This is a genomic window from Mycobacterium sp. IS-1556 (genome assembly GCF_001499985.1).
Taxonomy (GTDB): Bacteria; Actinomycetota; Actinomycetes; order Mycobacteriales; family Mycobacteriaceae; genus Mycobacterium.
Map to the genome: position 1 here is coordinate 22,023 of NZ_LQIM01000040.1, position 16,661 is coordinate 38,683.

A 16,661-nucleotide genomic window follows, 5' to 3' on the forward strand; every position below is an offset into this window, starting at 1 on the left:
CGTTACTCGGCCTTGTCGAAATCAGTTTGTATGAAGGGCATTTCGGGCCCAGCGACGGCGTCGACGGCCTGCTGGTCGAGCTCGAACAACTCGCGCAGCGCCTCGGCGTAGCTGTCGCCGCCGGGCGCGCTGGCCAGCTGTTTGACCCGCACGGTCGGGGCGTGCAGCAGTTTGTCGACCACCCGGCGCACGGTCTTGGCGACCTCGTCGCGGTGGGCCGCGTCCAGCCCGGGCAGCCGGTTGTCCAGCCTGAGCAGTTCGGCCTCGACCACGTCGGCGGCGCGCTGCCGCAACGCGGTGACGGTCGGGGTGACCTCGGCCATTCGCTGGCCGGCCAGATAGTTGGCGACCTCGGCGGCGACGATCGCGCGCGCGGCTTCGGCGTCGGAGGCGGCGGCACGGGCCGACGGCTCACGCTGAATGCGCTCCATGTCCACGACGTAGACGCCGGGCAGCCCCGCCACCGCGGGATCGACGTCGCGGGGCATGCCGAGGTCGCAGATCACCAGCTGCTTGGGCTCTTGGCCGTGCGCCAGGCCGCGGTGCACGTCGGCCAGGGACACCACGGGCCGCACCGCGCCGGTGCAGCTGACGACCACGTCGGCGTCGGTGAGCAGCGGCGGCAGATGGTCGAACGGGAAGGCATGAGCCTCGATGCCCAGTTCGCGGACCTTCGCCGCGAGCCGCTTGGCCCGCGGCAGGCTGCGGTTCACGATGTGGATGCGATCGAGGCCGGCGCGGGTCAGATGCTTGGCGGCCAGCGAGCCCATCGCGCCCGCGCCGATCACCACCGCGGTGCGGCCGGCGAGCGAACCCAGCTTGCTTTCGGCCATGCCGAGCGCCACGGACACCACCGAGGCGCCGGCGGCGTCGATCCCGGTCTCCGTGTGCACCCGCTTGCCGACCGACAGCGCCCGCTGCGACAGCTCATGCAGCGTGCGGCCCACGGTGTGGTTGGCCTCGGCGGCCGCATAGGCGCGGCGCACCTGGCCGAGCACCTGCTGTTCGCCGATGACGGCGGAGTCCAGTCCGGAGGCGACGGCGAACAGGTGCTCGACGGCGGCTTCGGCGTAGCGCACGTAGGCGTATTTGGTGAGGTCGCCCAGGCCCATGCCGGAGTGCTCGGAAAGCACCTGGCCGATGACCGACAAGCCGCCGTGGAACGCCTCCACGACGGCGTAGACCTCGACCCGGTTGCAGGTGGATAGCACCATCGCCTCGGTGACGAGGGAGGACTGCAGCACCTTGTCGACGATCTTTGCCTGATCGGATTCATCGGTGCTGAGTTGTTCGAGCACCGACACCGGCGCGCTGCGGTGCGAAACCCCGAAAAGCAGCACGCTCACGGCTTAATCACCACGTCATCCACGGTAGTCGGTCAACAGTTAGGTGACCAAATTCCTGCAGGAGGCCGCAGTCACTTCGCCAGGTCTGCGCGCAGCCGAGGCTCGTCGACCTCCCAGTAACTGTGCTCGGCGCCGTCGAGCAACACCAGCGGCAAACGATCACCGAACTCCGCCCGCAGCGCGGGATCGCCCGCCGCGGCTGCGGCGTCGACATCGGTGATGACCAGCGTGAAGCCCAGTTCGTTCGCCAGCACGGTGAGCTGGTCGGCGACCCGTCGGCAGATCGTGCAGCCGTCGCGCGTCAGCAACTCCACCTGCCGGTCCACTCGACAAGTATCCCGCCACCGTGACTTAGGGTTGAAAACGTGTCCGAGTCCGGTCGCGTCGAAGGCGAGCAGTTGGCGGGACCAGCCTCTGCCGCCGATCAGCAGCGTGCCGGTGAGGCGAGCGCCGAGCAGGCCGTCACCGGTCTGGTTCTCGAGGAGCCCACCGCCCCGTCGCCACCGCCGCCCGACCTGACCGCGGCGGCGTTCTTCGACGTCGACAACACGCTGGTCCAGGGCTCGTCGCTGATCCACTTCGCCCGCGGGCTGGCCGCCCGCAAGTACTTCACCTACGGCGACGTCGCGAAGTTCCTCTACGCGCAGGCGAAGTTCCAGCTGACCGGCCGGGAGAACAGCGACGACGTGGCCGCCGGCCGCCGTAAGGCGCTGGCGTTCATCGAAGGCCGGTCGACGGCCGAGCTGATGGCCGTCGGCGAGGAGATCTACGACGAGATCATCGCCGACAAGATCTGGTCCGGCACCCGCTCGCTGGCGCAGATGCATCTCGATGCCGGCCAGCAGGTGTGGCTCGTCACCGCGACCCCGTACGAACTCGCCGCGACGATCGCCAAGCGGCTGGGCCTGACCGGGGCGTTGGGCACCGTCGCGGAGTCTGTCGACGGGGTGTTCACCGGACGCCTGGTCGGCGACATCCTGCACGGGACGGGCAAAGCCCACGCGGTGCGGTCACTGGCCATCCGCGAGGGCCTCAACCTGCGCCGTTGCACGGCGTACTCGGACAGCTTCAACGACGTGCCGATGCTGTCGCTGGTCGGCACCGCGGTGGCGATCAACCCCGACGCCGATCTGCGCGACCTCGCCCGTGAGCGGGGCTGGGAGATTCGCGACTTCCGCACCGCACGCAAGGCTGCGCGCATCGGGGTGCCGTCGGCGCTCGCCCTGGGCGCGGCGGGTGGGGCGTTGGCGGCCGTCGTCTCCCGTCGCCAGGACGGCCGCTGACGAGCCGCTGATAGGCTCGCGCCGCTGACTCCGACCAGAAGAGACCGTGTATGGCCATCGCAGAGAACATCATCGGCACTCATTACCGCTACCCCGATCACTTCGAGGTCGACCGGGAAAAGATCCGAGAGTTCGCGCGCGCGGTCAAAGACGAGCACCCGGCCCACTTCAGCGAAGAGGCCGCCAAGGAATGCGGTTACGACTCGTTGATCGCGCCGTTGACGTTCCTCGCGGTCGCCGGTCGCCGCGTCCAGCTCGAGATCTTCAACCAGTTCGACGTGCCGATCAACATGGAGCGGGTGCTGCACCGTGACCAGAAGATCACCTTCCACCGCCCGATCGTGGCCGGCGACAAACTGTTCTTCGATTCCTACCTCGACTCGGTGACCGAATCACACGGAGCCGTCGTCACCGAGGTCCGCGGCGAGGTCACCGACGCCGACGGCAACCCGGTCCTGACGAGCGTCGTCACCGTGATGGGCGAGGCGCAATCCGACACCGAGGCCGACGAGGTGAGCGAGCGCATCGCCGCCGCCCGCGATGAGGCGATCGCGAAAATGATTGCCAAGCAAACTAGTTCGGGTAGCTAGCCGCTAGCGCGAGCAGACGCGAAGTGTTCCTTTTCAGGCCCGTTCGAGGGCAATTTGCGTCTGCTCGCGGAGGAAAATCTCCCCGGAGACTCAGCCGAGGAACGTGTTGCGGCGCTGCGCGAGCAGCTGGTACAGCGTCTGCTGGATGGTCTCGCGCACCTGGTCGGTGAGCTCGAACGTGATCATCGGGTCCTCGGCGGCCGACTCGTCGTAGTCGGCAGTCTCGATCGGCTCGCCGAACTGGATGTGCCACTTCGACGGCAGCGGGACCATCCCCGCCGGGCCCGCGAGCGGGAAGAACGGCGTGATCGGGAAGTACGGCAACCCCAACAGCCGGGCCAGCAGCTTGACGTCGGCGATCATCGGATAGATCTCCTCGGAGCCGACGATCGAGCACGGCACGATGGGCGCCTTGGTGCGCAGCGCGGCCGAGACGAAGCCGCCGCGACCGAAGCGCTGCAGCTTGTAGCGGTCCTTGAAGTGCTTACCCAGGCCCTTGTAGCCCTCCGGGAAGACCGCGGTCAGCTCACCGGCGGCCAGCAGGCGGTGCGCATCGGCGGCGCAGGCCATGGTGTGGCCCGCCTTGCGCGCGGCCTGACCGACCATCGGCAGGTCGAAGACCATGTCGGCGGCCAGCAGGCGCAGATCGCGGTGTGTCGGGTGGTGGTCGTGCACCGCCACCGACGCCATCAACCCGTCGAACGGCAGCACCCCGGCGTGGTTGGCGACCACCAGCGCGGCACCCGTCTCGGGCAGATGCTCGACACCGCTGACCTCCACGCGGAACCACGACTTGAAGAACACTCTCAGCAAAGGCAGAAAGATTGCGTTGTTGAGGTGGGCGTCGAAGCCGAATTCGTCGACCACGTAATCGCCCATCATCCGCTTGCGGACGAATTCGGCGACCGCCCCTATTCGCTTGGCGAGTTCGGTCGGCGTCTCATCGACGGCCGGGCCGCCGGCGGCGCCGGCCCTGCGGTCGTCGATCTCACGGACGACGGCGGCGATATCCTCGGCGGAGGCGCGACCGAGCGGATCCGAGGTCTGCGAGGGATGTCGGCGGGAGCCCTGCGTGCGCGCGGCGTTGCGCCGCTGTGCCGCTGCACGGCCCGAATTCGCGTGCAGCGGGATGACTTTCGCCTTGGACTCACCCGCCACTGTCGTTACCTTCTCCCCACCCGATCAGTTGATGAGCCTAGCGTCCCCACCGCTGCGCCGCAGCGACGGCGCGACTCTCCATTGAGCGTACCCACCGCGGGTCGACGATCGGAGTCAATCCGCGGCCCCGGACGTAATCGTCGAAGGCTTCCACGGTGGTCCACTTGGGGTTGTAGCCGAGTTCGTTTCGCATTCGCGATGTGTCCATAACACGGCCGTAACTCAGGTAGTCCAATTGCTCGCGATCAAGTTCAGTGTAGCGAGTCGCGCGCCTCAGCGAATCCACTGCCCACAGCGCCGACCGAGGCACGGGAAGCGGGATCCGGCCGGCCCGCCGGATCGCCTGGCTCATCATGATGATGCCGGACGCCCCGATGTTGTAGGTGCCCGACTTGCCCGCCATCGTCGCCCGCTCGAGCGCCCCGAGCGCGTCCTGCTCGTGCAGCAGCTGTAACCGGGCGTCGTGCCCGACGACGGTCGGTACGACCGGACCAGCGAGGTAGCGCGACAGCGCGGTGTCCATCGCGGGACCGATCATGTTGGCCAGCCGCAGGATGGTGACCGCGATGTCGGGCCGCCGCCGTCCCAGTCCGCGCGCATATCCCTCGATGTCGATGCTGTCGCGGGCGAATCCTTCTCCCGGCGGGCGTCGAGCGCTGGTGTCCTCGGTGAACAGCACCGGGTCGCGAGAGGTCGAGCCGTACACCTCCGACGTCGACTTGAGTACGACGCGTTGCACCGACGGCGCCTTCTGACAGGCCGCGAACAGCTGGATTGCGCCCATCACGTTGAGCTCCTTGAGCGCCGCGCGCCCACCGGAGCGGGGCGCGTAGGACGCCGCGGCGGCGTGCACCACGGTGTCCACGTCGCCGTTGCGAATGACCTTCGCGATGAACGGGTTCCGGATGTCGGCGCGGACGAACTCTGCGCGGCCCATCCGCCGCAGCAGGTCCTTGCTCGGCGCGATCGCGTCGACGGCGATCACGTGATTGATCAACGGGTTCTGCGCCAGCCGGGCCGTCAGGTATCCGCCGAGGAATCGGCACGCCCCGGTGACCAGGACGACTTTGGGATAGTGCACGGCGTCGCGCGAGTCAGACCCGTTGGTGTGCCCAGTGGAACGACCCTCGGAATCCATGACCGGTCAGCCTAACGACCGCGCGCGGAGATTACTTGCCGAGTTTTCTGCGCTGGACCCGGGTGCGACGAAGCAGCTTGCGGTGCTTCTTCTTCGACATGCGCTTGCGTCGCTTCTTGATGACTGAACCCATGAACTCCGCTACCTGTGAATACTTGCCGAACAAGCATTGTTGATTGACCCGGCCACTTTACCGGGCTGCGCAGGTAACCGCGAAACGCGCCTGATCGCCGGTGCGGGCTCGCTACGGAGAGGACACGGAGAAGAATCAGCCGGTGATGAGCGCTCGCGCGAAGAACATCAGCTGGTGATGAGCGCTCGCGCGAAGAACATCAGCTGGTGATGAGCGCTCGCGCGAAGAACATCAGTTGGTGATGAGCGCTCGCGCGAAGAACATCAGTTGGTGATGAGCGCTCGCGCGAAGAACATCAGCCTGCGTCGAAGTACGAGCTCTCCAGCATGTCGTGAACAGCCTTGGCGTGCACCCGGAACGAGCGGCCGACGCGGACGGCGGGCAGCTCCCCGTTGTGCACCAACCGGTAGACCGTCATCTTGCTGACCCGCATCAGGCTCGCCACTTCGGCGACGGTGAGAAATTGAGCTCGTGGCTGTTGACCGTCGGATCCGGCGTCCCGAGCCGACTTTCCACTGGCCGAATCCCGCCCGGATGGCCCGTTCATAGACGTCATCGCAACCCAATCATTCAGGCACGGGCAGTCCCAGCGGCTTCCCCACCGCTGGCACCGACCCGTGCTTACACCAGGAGAATAGCGTGGCAGATGGTGTTACTGCGACGGGTGTGGGTAATTAAACGAATTACTCCGATGTAATTCCGAGCTGCTCAGAGCGCCTTTTCGCGGCCTCGACCGCTTCGGCGACGGCCGCCCGCAAACCACTTCGTTCGAGTTCCCGCAGACCAGCCGCTGTGGTACCCCCCGGCGAGGTAACGGTCGCGCGCAGCTGAGCGGGCGTGGTGTCCATCCTGATTCCCGACGACGGCCCGGCCGCTCCCCCGGCCGATGCGGCCCGGTCGAGCCGGTCCAGCAGCATCGCGGCCGACCCCGCCATCGTTTGCGCGACCAGATCGGTGGCCACCGTCCGCGACAGCCCGGCCGCGACGCCCGCGTCGATGAGCGCCTCGACCATGAGGAAGAAGTAGGCCGGCCCGGAACCCGACAGCGCGGTGACCGCGTCGAGTTGGGATTCGGGCACGGTCAGCACGCCGCCGACCGCGTCGAAGATCGCGGAGACCTCCTTCATCTGCTCCGCGGTGGCGAACCGGCCGGCGGACAGCGCGCTGACTCCCCCGCCGACGACGATCGGCGCGTTGGGCATGACACGGATAACCGGCGCCCCGGCGGGCAGCTTGTTCTCGTAGTAGGCGGTGGTGACGCCGGCGGCGACCGTTACGAAAACCTGTTCGGCCGTGTCGCTTTCGGCATGGCTGGCCGCATCGACGATCTCTTCGACGAGGCCTTCCACGTCTGCGGGCTTGACGGCCACGATGACGTAGCCGGCGTTGTCCACCGCGTTGGACACCGTCGTCACCAACACCGAGTACGTCTCGGCGAGGTGTTTCGCCCGGGCCGGATCCTTCTCCGCCACCACCAGGTCCTTGACCTGTCGCCCGGCGCGCAGCAGCCCGGACAGGAGTGCCTCACCGATACTTCCCCCGCCGACGATCGCGATTCTGGCCATGCCGGAAAGCATTGCAGAAAGCCGGTACGGCTACGCGCTCGGCACCATCGCGAGTTGGCGGCTCTGCACCACGATGCGGCCCTCACAGTCGACGACGATGTGGTCCTCGTCGAACCAGTCCTGGCCGATCTCCACCGTCGTGCAGAGCACCCGCAGCCACCCGTCGGCGGGCAGGGTACGCAGATACGCGGTCAGCTGGACGGTCGGCGCCCAGCCGAACCGGTTGACACCGAACGTCACCGGCGCCGACACATCGCCGCACAGCAGCGCGAACAGCACATCCGGCGCAACGCCTTTCGGGCGCACCCAGTACTCGATGACCGGCGGTCCGCCGTCGGACCGCGGTGCCATGGTGGTCAGCGAGGGCCGGATGTCGCAGCCGTGTGCGAGGTGCACGATGTCCGCCATCGGGTGTCCCTCGCCGATCGGCTCCAGACCGGGCGGCGGCTCGGGCTGCATCAGCGGGATCACCGGGTTGACCGACAGCAGCGGCGCCACGTGGTGCTCCGGGTCGCCGAGCGTGATTGCGGCCCGCACAGCCGTACGCTCACCCTGGTTGAGTTCGACGTCGATCAGGCTGATGCGACGTCCGCGCTTGCGCACAGTGGTGACCAGCTGCATCGGGCCGGGGTCCGGCGCCCACAGGAAGTTTCCGGACACCGCGATCGGCTGGACGTCCTCTACGCCGTGCTCGGTTCGCGCCGCGTTTGCGCACAACGCCAACATCGCGCCGCCGTGCACCTTCGGCCCGATGGTCCAATGTTCGTTCAGCTCACCGTGATACACGCCGTCACCGGCGTCCGTGAGCGCCATGGCGTCGGTGAACAGGGTGGAGCCGGTCATCTGGTGGTTCCTTCGCAAGGAGGTCAGCGCAGCAGGTGCGCGCGGGCGAACTGCAACGACTCGACCAGCAACGCCTCGCGTTCGGCGGCGGTGCGGGCGCCCGATGTGGTCACCTCAAGGATCACATGCCCGGTGAAATCGCTCGCGGCCAGCATCTCGCAGACCTCCACCGTCGGCTGCGTACCGCGGCCCGGCACCAGATGTTCGTCGGTCGAGGCGCCGCTGCCGTCGCACAGATGCAGGTGCACCAGCCCGTCGCCCATCCGACGGGCCATCTCGATCGCATCGGAGCCCGCGGTCGCGGTGTGCGACAGGTCGAGCGTGTAGTGGGCGTGGTCGCCGTCGAGCGGATCGTAGGACGGCGCGAACGCAGAGATGCCAGGCCCCGGCCTGCCGCCACGTTTGCGCATCCGCTCGATCGAGGTCTGGCCCGCGCCGAAGAACCGGTCGGCCCGAAACGGAAACATGTTCTCGACGGCGACCATCACGTCGCTGGACGCCTCGAGCTCGGCGACCTGCTCAGAGAAGCCTTCGGCGTAGCGGCGCTGCCACCGGAACGGCGGATGCACGACGACGGTCTGGGCGCCCAGCTGTTCGGCCGCGCGCACACTGCGCTCGAGTTTCGGAATCGGGTTGGCGCCCCACACGCGCTGCGAGATGAGCAGGCACGGCGCATGCACCGAAAGCACCGGCATGTGGTACTTCTCGGACAACTGCGCGACGGCTTCCACGTCCTGGCTGACGGTCTCGGCCCAGACCATCAGCTCGACGCCGTCGTAGCCCAGCCGCGCCGCGTACTCGAAGGCCGCCTCGGTTCTCAGCGGGTAGACCGACGCCGTCGACAGACCGACCTTGATGGCTGGGCGCACGAGTTATTGGGCGCCTCAGCCCGCCTGCATCAGTGCCAGCGGCCCGAACGTGACCATCGCCCCGACCGCGACGGCGATCAACGTGCTGCCGATGTCCTCGGTCTTACGCACCACACGCACTCCGACCACCAGGCCGAGGATCACCAACACGCCGAGCACCAGCGCGATGATGCTGTTCCACTTCCACAGCTGATCGAACGCGATGAACAGGCCGGCACCGAAAGCGACCGCAACCACGCACTGGGCGACGACCCAGGCTCCGCGCAGGAACGCCGACATCGGTCCCGGTGGCGCCACATCGGCGTCGTCCTCGAGGTCGATGTCCTCCGGGCCCAGGCCGCGGCCGCGCCGAACCACGTCGTCGGCGACGTCCTGGCCACCGAACAGCTCGCTGTCCTTGTCGGGGGACCGCAGGTATGACGGCAGGTCCTCGCGGTCGTCGTCGTCCGGTTCGACGAGATCGACGGCAGCGTCGGCGGCGTCCTCCTCGTCGGCCTTGGGATCGGACCAGTCGAACGGGTCCGGGCTCATCTGCTCGGCCCCCACGCCGGTGTCGGTGTCCTCGCCCACCGCGCTTCGCCCGCCGGTGTCCTCTCCCACCCCGCTGCGCCCGCCGAAACCGAACCGGCGCCGGGTGAAGTGCGAGCGGCGCGGCGGGGCGAAGAAGTCCAGGTCTTCGTCGGCGTCGCGATGCTCGACATGGGTCTGGTAGTCGGCGACGGCGTCGGCGTACTCGTCCTGCTCTTCTACGGAGGCCTCGGGTTCGACTCCGGTGTCCTCGGCGGCGGGCGATACTTCCTCGACGTGGTCAGGGGCGCCGTTCGTGGCAGCGGGTTCGGCCGCTTCGGGTACGGGTTCGAGGCGTTCGGGTTCGACGGTTTCGGCTTCGGCCTCGGCCGGGGCATCGACCACCGCGGCGGCCGACGGCCCGGTCGCGGGTGCGTCGTCCTGGTCGCGGACGACCGGGATTTCGCCGGTCAGTTCGGCGACGGAGATCGAGTCGGTGTCCCCACGGCGACGCCGGCGCCGACCGCCGATCGGCGGGGCACCGATCGTGCCGTTGCGCGCCAGCAACTCCGCAACCGAGATGGGTCGCGTGTTGCTGTGGTCGTCTTCTGGTCCTGTCATGGTGTATTGCCTTCGGCCCTCGTCACCTATCGTCCAGCATTGCGCAAAAACGTCTGTACTGAGGCCGGATTGTCAGCGCCGCCGATCGTCGTCGGATCGTCGGCACCGACGGAGCCGCTGCCGTCGGCTTCGCTGTCGAGTCTCCGCAGAATCAGCCCTTCCCGCAACGCCCAGGGGCAAATGTCCACGCTCTCGACGGCCAGGGCCTTCATGCTCGCCTCGGCGACCAACGCTCCGGCCACGATCTGTGGCGCCCGTTCGGCACTCACTCCTTCCAATTCCGCTCGGTCGGCCGCGGTCATCCTAGAGATGAATGCTATGAGCTGCCTTAACCCGGTGGCTGTGAGCGTCCGTTTGACCCGCGGACCGGCCCCGGACGGCGCGGCGCCCGTCAACCGGGCCAGCGAGCGGAACGTCTTCGACGTCGCAACGGCCAGGTCCGGGGCGCCGGCTTTGAGCAGCTCGGCCCCGGCGTCGGCCAGTTCGGTGGTCAGCCAGTCGCGCAGCATCGCGACCCGCCGACGGCCCGGTGGGTCGTCGGGCAGCCATTCGCGGGTGAGCCGGCCCGCGCCGAGCGGGAGCGACAGCGCCACCTCCGGCTCCTCGTCGACACCGTTGGACAGCTCCAGCGACCCGCCGCCGATGTCGATGTTGATGATGCGTCCGGCGCTCCACCCGTACCAGCGCCGCACGGCCAAGAACGTCAGCCTCGACTCGTCGACCCCGGCGAGTACGCGCAGCGAGACCCCCGTCTCGGCGAGCACCCGCGCGAGCAACTCCTCGGAGTTCTTGGCGTCACGCACCGCCGAGGTGGCGAACGCCATCAGCTCCGAACACCCGGAACTGGTGGCGATCTTGGCGAACTCGTCGATGGTGCCGATCAGTTTGTCCGCACCCTTGCGGGTCAGCTTGCCGGAGCCGTCGATCGCCTCGGCGAGCCGCAACGAGGCCTTGGTGGAACTCATCGGTGTCGGGTGCCCGCCCCGTCGCGCGTCCACCACCAGAAGGTGAACGGTATTGCTGCCCACGTCGAGCACGCCTAATCGCACACCTTCAACTTAATCGGTCTACCGTTGATTACCGTGAGCGCATCGCATCCCGGCGAGGTCGAACTCGATTTCGCCCGTGAGTGGGTCGAGTTCTACGACCCGGACAATCCCGAGCATCTGATCGCAGCCGATTTGACGTGGCTGTGCTCCCGCTGGACGTGTGTGTTCGGCACACCGGCCTGCCAGGGCACGGTCGAGGGGCGCCCGGACGACGGCTGCTGCTCGCACGGCGCGTTCCTGTCCGACAAGGACGACATCGCCCGCCTGGACGACGCGGTCAAGACGCTGACCGACGAGGACTGGCAGTTCCGCGAGAAGGGGCTCGGTAAGAAGGGGTACCTCGAGATGGACTCCTACGACGACAAGCCCAACCTGCGCACCCGAAAACACAAGGGCGCCTGCATCTTTCTCAACCGGCCCGGCTTTCCCGGTGGCATCGGCTGCGCACTGCACAGCAAGGCGCTCAAGCTGGGTGTCGAACCGCTGACGATGAAACCCGACGTATGCTGGCAGCTGCCGATCCGGCGCACGCAGGAGTGGGTGGAGCGGCCCGACGGGACCGAAATCCTCAAGACGTGGATCACCGAGTACGACCGTCGCGGCTGGGGTGAAGGCGGCGCGGATCTGCACTGGTACTGCACCGGCGATCCGAACGCGCACGTCGGCAGCAAGCCGGTCTGGGAGTCCTACGGGCCCGAGCTGACCGAACTGCTCGGCGAGAAGGCGTATGCGGAGCTCGCGGCGATGTGCAAGCGGCGCAGCGGTTTAGGGCTCATCGCCGTGCATCCCGCGACTCGGCTGGCCGGATGAACCTGTTCCTGTTCCGGCTGATTCCGCCGCGAGCGGATTTCGCCCAGACCATGACGCCCGCCGAGCAGCAGGCCATGGCCGCGCATCAGGAGTACTGGCAGCAACTGCTCGCCGACGGTCGCGTCGTCGTCTACGGACCGGTCGCAGATCCCGAAGGTGTCTGGGGAATGGGCGTGCTGCGCGCCACCGACCGCGCCGAGGTGCTCGCGATCGCCGAGCGCGACCCGTCGGTCACCGCCGGTGTCAACACCTTCGACGTGTTCGAGATCATGGGCGGCACGACGGGCTAGGTGCTTCGAGTGTCGGGTTGTGGCACGCGATCACGCCTCGAAGCCCAGAGAAGGTAACCCACTTTCGGCGGGCTATTTCTCGAGTTTGTCAACCGACTCGAGAGCGTCGTATCGCGCACCCGTGAGCTCGACCGACTTCTCCCACAGCTCCGCCGCCAACCGTGCATTGCGCGCTGCTGCGCTGCGCGGCGATCGGCTCACCGGCCCGCGGACCCCGAACAATCGGTTCGGACCGAGATAGTCGCCGTTGCGTACGTCGGGCATCGTTGCCGCGTACAACTGGCTCAGCGCACCGCTTTCCTCGCTGTTGGTGAACAACCGAAGCGCGATGTGCGTTAGTTGCACCGCTCCCGGAATCGGCGGAACCATCGAATCGAACAAATTGGTTGCGGCCACCCCGGGATGGGCGATCACCGACTCCAGCGCGAGCCCGGCGGCGTCACTGCGTCGCGCCAGTTCCGCCCCGAATAGCAGGTTGGCCAATTTGGATTGCGAGTAGGCCGACATGCGTCCGTATTCGCGCAGCTCGAAGTTGAGGTCGGCGAGGACGATGAGCCCCTGACGGTGGGCGATGCTGGACAGCGTGACCACCCGGGGTTCGGGGGTGGCCAGGAGCGCGGGCAGCACCCCGTCGGTGAATGTGAAGTGGCCGAAATGGTTCGTGCCGATCTGCATCTCGAAGCCATCGGCTGTACGGGCGAAGGGAATGGCCATCAGGCCGGCGTTGTTGATGAGCACGTCGATGCTCGGCGCTACCTCCACGACTTCGGCGGCGGACTCCCGCACCGAACCCAGATCGGCGAGATCGAGCGGAACGAGATGGTGCTCGGCTCCTGGCCCGGCCAATCGCACCCGGTCGAGGGCTTCGAGGCCGGTCATCTGGTTGCGGCAGGCCAAAATAATTCGCGCGCCGGCAGCCGCGAGCGCAGTCGCAGCCTGGAGACCGAGGCCGTTGTTCGCACCGGTTATCACCATGGTCTTACCGGCCTGATCGGGGATGTCCGCCGATCGGAAGTTGTCGACCTGCAGCCTCGTTCGCGTCATCGGACTTCGGCCATCCCTGACACCTCGACGGTGGTTCTCGGTGCGACCCGCGCCAGTAATCGAGCCCCCACCGTCTCGGCAAAGCTGATCGAGAACGGTTGTGCCATCCGCCGATTGATGCCCGGCGCGATGCGCAACATGAAGTACCCCAGCCATGCCTCGGTCCGCACCGGCACGACCGCGAGGTCGTAGCGGACCGCTCGCACGGCCGCCCGGGCCACCAAATCAGGGCTCATCGGCGAGAACGGAAGCTTCTCGGCGAACTCCTGCAACTGCCGGGTCAATTGCTTGCCACGCTCGATGAGTTCAGGGTCGACGCCGACGGTCACCGCCCGGTCGCCGATGTTGGTACTGATCACACCCGGACAGATCGCGCTGACACCGATACCGTGCGGGCCGAGCTCTAGGCGTAGGCATTCGCTCAGCATCTTCACCCCGGCCTTGGACACCGAGTACGGCGCCATCACCGGTGTGGGCGTGAAGGCCGCTGCCGATGCGATGTTGACGATGTGCCCGCCTCTGCCCCGCTCGACCATCATGGTGCCGAACACCCGGCAGCCGTGCACCACACCCATCAGGTTGATGCCCAGTTGCTTGTCCCAATCCTCGGCGGACAGCTTGAGGAACGGGCCGCCGACGACGATCCCGGCGTTGTTGACCACAACGTCCGGCACCCCGAAATCGGCACGCACCTCGCGAGCGAACAGTTCCCAGGCGTCGGGGTCGGTCACGTCCAGCAGCATTGCCGATGCTCGGTTGCCTACACCCTTGATCATCGCCGCTGTGGCCTCTGCGGAGTCGAGGTCGATATCCGAAACCACCACGTGGGCACCGAGTTTGGCGAAGCGGATCGCGGTCGCCCGCCCGATACCGCTACCGGCGCCGGTGACAACGACGACTTCCGGTTTGAGGTTGTTGATCTTCACAGGGCTTCTTTCGACGTAGCTGCCAGTTCGCGGACGGTTCCGGTGCCGGTACCGTAGTGGTAGACGTCGAGGTCGTAATGGCGGTTGTGCCAGTACATCTCGCCGTGCGTGGTCGGTCGGAACGGCGAGTCGCCGTGATAGTCGATGTAGTAGGTGTTGGAGCCCTCGCACGCCGGCGTGAACAGGAAGTTGCGCTCCTGGCGCCGGAGGCACTTCTGGAAGTACGCGTCGTGGACTTCTTGGCGGATCTCCACCTCCAGGGCATCGCGCCGCTTGGCTTCGGCGATCGCTCGGCTCAGATGCGCCGATGTGGCCTCGATCATCCACAGGTAAGAGCCCAGTACGAAGCCGTACGGTCCGGTGATCATGAACATGTTCGGAAAACCGGGTACCGAAACCCCTTGGTACGCCTGGAACCGGTTGACCGCCCAGAACTCCCCCGCGTCGACGCCGGCACGGCCGACGACCGGGAAGGGTGGAACCGAATCGCGCTCCCACAGTTTGAATCCGGTCGCGCAGATCAGAACGTCAACCTGGTGCTCGACGCCGTCCGCGGTCAGCACCCCGTTCGGGGTGATCCGTTCGATGGAGTCAGTGACCAGGCTGACGTCGCTGCGGTTGAATGTCGTCAGGTAGTCGTTGGACATCGACGGCCGTTTGCAGCCAAGCCCGTAGCGCGGGATCAGTTTCTCCCTGGTCACCGGGTCCTTGACCTGGCTGCGCATCCACGCCCTGACAGGTGCCTCCGCGAGCTTGCGCGTCGAGTTGACCAGCCACCCCGGGCCGGCCAGCATGCCGCTCATCCCGATCTCCGTCGCGATTGTGCCGAGACCCCGAATCGCGGAACGCAGCTGTCGCTGCTCCATCACTCTACGTACGACGCCGCGGATCTCAGCGTCCCGCTTGGGGAACACCCAGATCGGGGTGCGCTGGAAGACGGTGAGATGCTCGACCTCGTCGACGATCGCCGGAACCAATTGCAGCGACGTCGCGCCGGTCCCGATCACCGCCACCCGCTTGCCATCCAGGGTTACGTCGTGGTCCCACAGTGCGGTGTGCATCAGTACGCCACCGAAGTCGTGCAGACCTGGAATATCCGGCATCTTGGGCCGTTCCAGCCCACCGACCGCCATCACGACATACCGGCCGGTGATCTCCGCCCCGCCGTCGACGGTCAACCGCCACAGGCTGTTGCGCTCGTCGAAGGTCGCGCCGATGACCGTGGTGTTCAGTCGCAGCTTGTCCCGCAGGCCATACTTGTCCACCATTCGGTCGGCGTAGTCGCGCAGTTCGGCGCCGGGCGCGAAGACGCGTGACCAGTCGCCCCGCTGTTCGTAGGAGAAGCTGTAGATCACCGAGGGGATGTCGACCGCCACACCGGGATAGGTGTTTGCATGCCACGTGCCTCCGACGTGGTCCCACTTGTCGAGAATGACGAAGTCGTGAATGCCTTTACGCTGCAACGCGATACCGGTGCCGATTCCGCCGAATCCCGCACCGACTACCACTACCTCGTGGTCGGGGTCGATGCGCTCCGCGACCGGCGGACGCTCGATATCTGTGCTCGTCGTCATTTCACGTAACCGACGAGTTCGCCGTCGGCTCCGAACAGTTCCCGTTGCCAGCGTTCGAGTAGCTCGCCGGTCCGGACATCGTCGGGGTGAAAGCCGGGTCGTAGATACTCTCGGATCTCCGGCATGAATCCGCGCAGAAGCGGACCGCGGAAGATGTGATAGGTCTGCCGCAACACCTTGAAGGGGCGCCATGCGGTCGGATCCATCAGCATGGACACCGACACCGCAGCCGTGACGAACGGGATCGTCAGGTAGTACATGAACCACATCACCGCGATGCGGATCCGCTCCGACCCCCCGACCGCCCGATAGACATCGAAGGCGACCGACTTGTGCTCGAGTTCCTCCATGGCGTGCCAATTCAGTAGGTGCCACACCTCGGGATCGCCTGGGATCGCCTGAATTTCGTCCTTGGACAGCACCCGCGCTCCCAATACGGCGGTGTAGTGTTCGGCAGCGGCCGTCATCGCCAGGTGCACCTTCGCGGGGAACAGTTTCTCGATACGCAGCATGAGCCTCTGCCGCACACTCGTCGGTGAGAACAGCAGGAAGCGGACCAGCGGGTAGCCCAGGTCGGCCAGGTGCGCGTTGAGCTTGCGATGCTCCTGGCCGTGCACGGACTCCTGGCCGATGAAGCCCGCGACCCGCTTCTTCAAGACTGGATCGGTGATTTGGTCGGAGAAGCGGCGCACCGACCGGATGAACGACTCCTCGCCGGGGGGAAACGCTCCGGACAGCACGGCCACGAGGTGGCTCATCACGATGTCGCCTTCGACGAAGTGGCGCCGAATGGGTTCGGGCTCGCCGAATGGGAACCTCATCCTGCGGACCGTCGGGTACGCGCCGGTCGTCGAAGTGCCGCCGGTCGCCAGTGACTCCGTTGTCATGGTCGAATCCTTCCTTGTGGCTGTCTAT

General features: G+C 66.8%; 19 protein-coding genes. 4 read left to right on the forward strand and 15 right to left on the reverse strand.

Features of this window, described 5'->3' with window-relative positions:
- Positions 1-2 precede the first annotated feature (2 nt).
- Together AU187_RS21770 and AU187_RS21775 are read right to left on the reverse strand one after the other, a co-directional pair.
- Entirely contained in the window at positions 3-1,346 is a 1,344-nt protein-coding gene (locus tag AU187_RS21770) for a glutamyl-tRNA reductase (RefSeq protein ID WP_059167264.1), read from the reverse strand.
- Between the two features lie 71 nt (positions 1,347-1,417).
- Positions 1,418-1,672, reverse strand: a complete 255-nt coding sequence (locus tag AU187_RS21775) for a glutaredoxin family protein (protein ID WP_059167265.1) — start codon at positions 1,670-1,672, stop codon at positions 1,418-1,420.
- A 39-nt stretch (positions 1,673-1,711) separates the two neighbouring features.
- Here AU187_RS21775 and AU187_RS21780 point away from each other — a divergent pair, with 39 nt between their 5' ends.
- On the forward strand, positions 1,712-2,629 hold the full coding sequence (locus tag AU187_RS21780; RefSeq protein ID WP_059167266.1) for an HAD family hydrolase: 918 nt from the start codon (positions 1,712-1,714) through the stop codon (positions 2,627-2,629).
- 50 nt (positions 2,630-2,679) lie between these two features.
- Positions 2,680-3,219, forward strand: a complete 540-nt coding sequence (locus AU187_RS21785) for an FAS1-like dehydratase domain-containing protein (protein ID WP_059099126.1) — start codon at positions 2,680-2,682, stop codon at positions 3,217-3,219.
- Positions 3,220-3,309: 90 nt separating this feature from the next.
- Here the strand turns inward: AU187_RS21785 and AU187_RS21790 are convergent, their stop codons facing one another.
- From AU187_RS21790 to AU187_RS21825, 9 genes are all read right to left on the reverse strand, one after another.
- Positions 3,310-4,377, reverse strand: a complete 1,068-nt coding sequence (locus AU187_RS21790) for a lysophospholipid acyltransferase family protein (protein ID WP_059167267.1) — start codon at positions 4,375-4,377, stop codon at positions 3,310-3,312.
- Positions 4,378-4,414: 37 nt separating this feature from the next.
- On the reverse strand, positions 4,415-5,515 hold the full coding sequence (locus AU187_RS21795; RefSeq protein ID WP_059099128.1) for an SDR family oxidoreductase: 1,101 nt from the start codon (positions 5,513-5,515) through the stop codon (positions 4,415-4,417).
- A gap of 31 nt (positions 5,516-5,546) precedes the next feature.
- Complete coding sequence (locus AU187_RS25260; protein ID WP_003402602.1) at positions 5,547-5,648, reverse strand: 30S ribosomal protein bS22; 102 nt, start codon at positions 5,646-5,648, stop codon at positions 5,547-5,549.
- Positions 5,649-5,943: 295 nt separating this feature from the next.
- Entirely contained in the window at positions 5,944-6,204 is a 261-nt protein-coding gene (locus AU187_RS21800) for a helix-turn-helix domain-containing protein (protein WP_059099129.1), read from the reverse strand.
- Between the two features lie 127 nt (positions 6,205-6,331).
- Positions 6,332-7,213: a pyrroline-5-carboxylate reductase gene (gene proC / locus AU187_RS21805; RefSeq protein WP_156425586.1), complete on the reverse strand. Its 882-nt coding sequence runs from the start codon at positions 7,211-7,213 to the stop codon at positions 6,332-6,334.
- Positions 7,214-7,243: 30 nt separating this feature from the next.
- Complete coding sequence (locus AU187_RS21810; RefSeq protein ID WP_059167268.1) at positions 7,244-8,056, reverse strand: thioesterase family protein; 813 nt, start codon at positions 8,054-8,056, stop codon at positions 7,244-7,246.
- Positions 8,057-8,079: 23 nt separating this feature from the next.
- Complete coding sequence (locus tag AU187_RS21815) at positions 8,080-8,925, reverse strand: sugar phosphate isomerase/epimerase family protein (RefSeq protein WP_059099132.1); 846 nt, start codon at positions 8,923-8,925, stop codon at positions 8,080-8,082.
- A gap of 15 nt (positions 8,926-8,940) precedes the next feature.
- Complete coding sequence (locus tag AU187_RS21820; protein ID WP_059167269.1) at positions 8,941-10,053, reverse strand: Rv0497 family membrane protein; 1,113 nt, start codon at positions 10,051-10,053, stop codon at positions 8,941-8,943.
- Between the two features lie 26 nt (positions 10,054-10,079).
- Positions 10,080-11,102 carry a Ppx/GppA family phosphatase gene (locus AU187_RS21825; protein WP_059164939.1) on the reverse strand — a complete coding sequence of 341 codons (1,023 nt, stop codon included), beginning with the start codon at positions 11,100-11,102 and terminating at the stop codon, positions 10,080-10,082.
- A gap of 33 nt (positions 11,103-11,135) precedes the next feature.
- Here AU187_RS21825 and AU187_RS21830 point away from each other — a divergent pair, with 33 nt between their 5' ends.
- Both AU187_RS21830 and AU187_RS21835 read left to right on the forward strand, forming a co-directional pair.
- On the forward strand, positions 11,136-11,912 hold the full coding sequence (locus tag AU187_RS21830) for a DUF3109 family protein (protein ID WP_059099135.1): 777 nt from the start codon (positions 11,136-11,138) through the stop codon (positions 11,910-11,912).
- Positions 11,909-12,202: a YciI family protein gene (locus AU187_RS21835; RefSeq protein WP_172800336.1), complete on the forward strand. Its 294-nt coding sequence runs from the start codon at positions 11,909-11,911 to the stop codon at positions 12,200-12,202. The genes AU187_RS21830 and AU187_RS21835 overlap by 4 nt, the downstream gene beginning before the upstream one ends.
- A gap of 72 nt (positions 12,203-12,274) precedes the next feature.
- Here AU187_RS21835 and AU187_RS21840 read toward each other — a convergent pair whose 3' ends face one another.
- From AU187_RS21840 to AU187_RS21855, 4 genes are read right to left on the reverse strand one after another with little or no spacing between them, the layout of a single operon-like run.
- Positions 12,275-13,246, reverse strand: a complete 972-nt coding sequence (locus tag AU187_RS21840) for an oxidoreductase (protein ID WP_059167270.1) — start codon at positions 13,244-13,246, stop codon at positions 12,275-12,277.
- Positions 13,243-14,172, reverse strand: coding sequence for an SDR family NAD(P)-dependent oxidoreductase (locus AU187_RS21845; protein WP_059099137.1), 930 nt, complete (start codon positions 14,170-14,172; stop codon positions 13,243-13,245). The genes AU187_RS21840 and AU187_RS21845 overlap by 4 nt, the downstream gene beginning before the upstream one ends.
- Positions 14,169-15,746, reverse strand: coding sequence for a flavin-containing monooxygenase (locus AU187_RS21850; protein ID WP_059099138.1), 1,578 nt, complete (start codon positions 15,744-15,746; stop codon positions 14,169-14,171). The genes AU187_RS21845 and AU187_RS21850 overlap by 4 nt, the downstream gene beginning before the upstream one ends.
- Positions 15,743-16,633: a metal-dependent hydrolase gene (locus tag AU187_RS21855; protein ID WP_059099139.1), complete on the reverse strand. Its 891-nt coding sequence runs from the start codon at positions 16,631-16,633 to the stop codon at positions 15,743-15,745. Before AU187_RS21855 ends, AU187_RS21850 begins: the two co-directional genes overlap by 4 nt.
- Between the last annotated feature and the right edge of the window lie 28 nt (positions 16,634-16,661).

Coding starts and splice junctions, on each gene's coding strand:
- AU187_RS21785 (WP_059099126.1), top strand. CDS start 2,680: ATGGCCATCGCAGAGAACATCATCGGCACTCATTACCGCTACCCCGAT.
- AU187_RS21795 (WP_059099128.1), bottom strand. CDS start 5,515: ATGGATTCCGAGGGTCGTTCCACTGGGCACACCAACGGGTCTGACTCG.
- AU187_RS25260 (WP_003402602.1), bottom strand. CDS start 5,648: ATGGGTTCAGTCATCAAGAAGCGACGCAAGCGCATGTCGAAGAAGAAG.
- AU187_RS21800 (WP_059099129.1), bottom strand. CDS start 6,204: ATGACGTCTATGAACGGGCCATCCGGGCGGGATTCGGCCAGTGGAAAG.
- proC (WP_156425586.1), bottom strand. CDS start 7,213: ATGGCCAGAATCGCGATCGTCGGCGGGGGAAGTATCGGTGAGGCACTC.
- AU187_RS21810 (WP_059167268.1), bottom strand. CDS start 8,056: ATGACCGGCTCCACCCTGTTCACCGACGCCATGGCGCTCACGGACGCC.
- AU187_RS21820 (WP_059167269.1), bottom strand. CDS start 10,053: ATGACAGGACCAGAAGACGACCACAGCAACACGCGACCCATCTCGGTT.
- AU187_RS21835 (WP_172800336.1), top strand. CDS start 11,909: ATGAACCTGTTCCTGTTCCGGCTGATTCCGCCGCGAGCGGATTTCGCC.
- AU187_RS21840 (WP_059167270.1), bottom strand. CDS start 13,246: ATGACGCGAACGAGGCTGCAGGTCGACAACTTCCGATCGGCGGACATC.
- AU187_RS21850 (WP_059099138.1), bottom strand. CDS start 15,746: ATGACGACGAGCACAGATATCGAGCGTCCGCCGGTCGCGGAGCGCATC.
- AU187_RS21855 (WP_059099139.1), bottom strand. CDS start 16,633: ATGACAACGGAGTCACTGGCGACCGGCGGCACTTCGACGACCGGCGCG.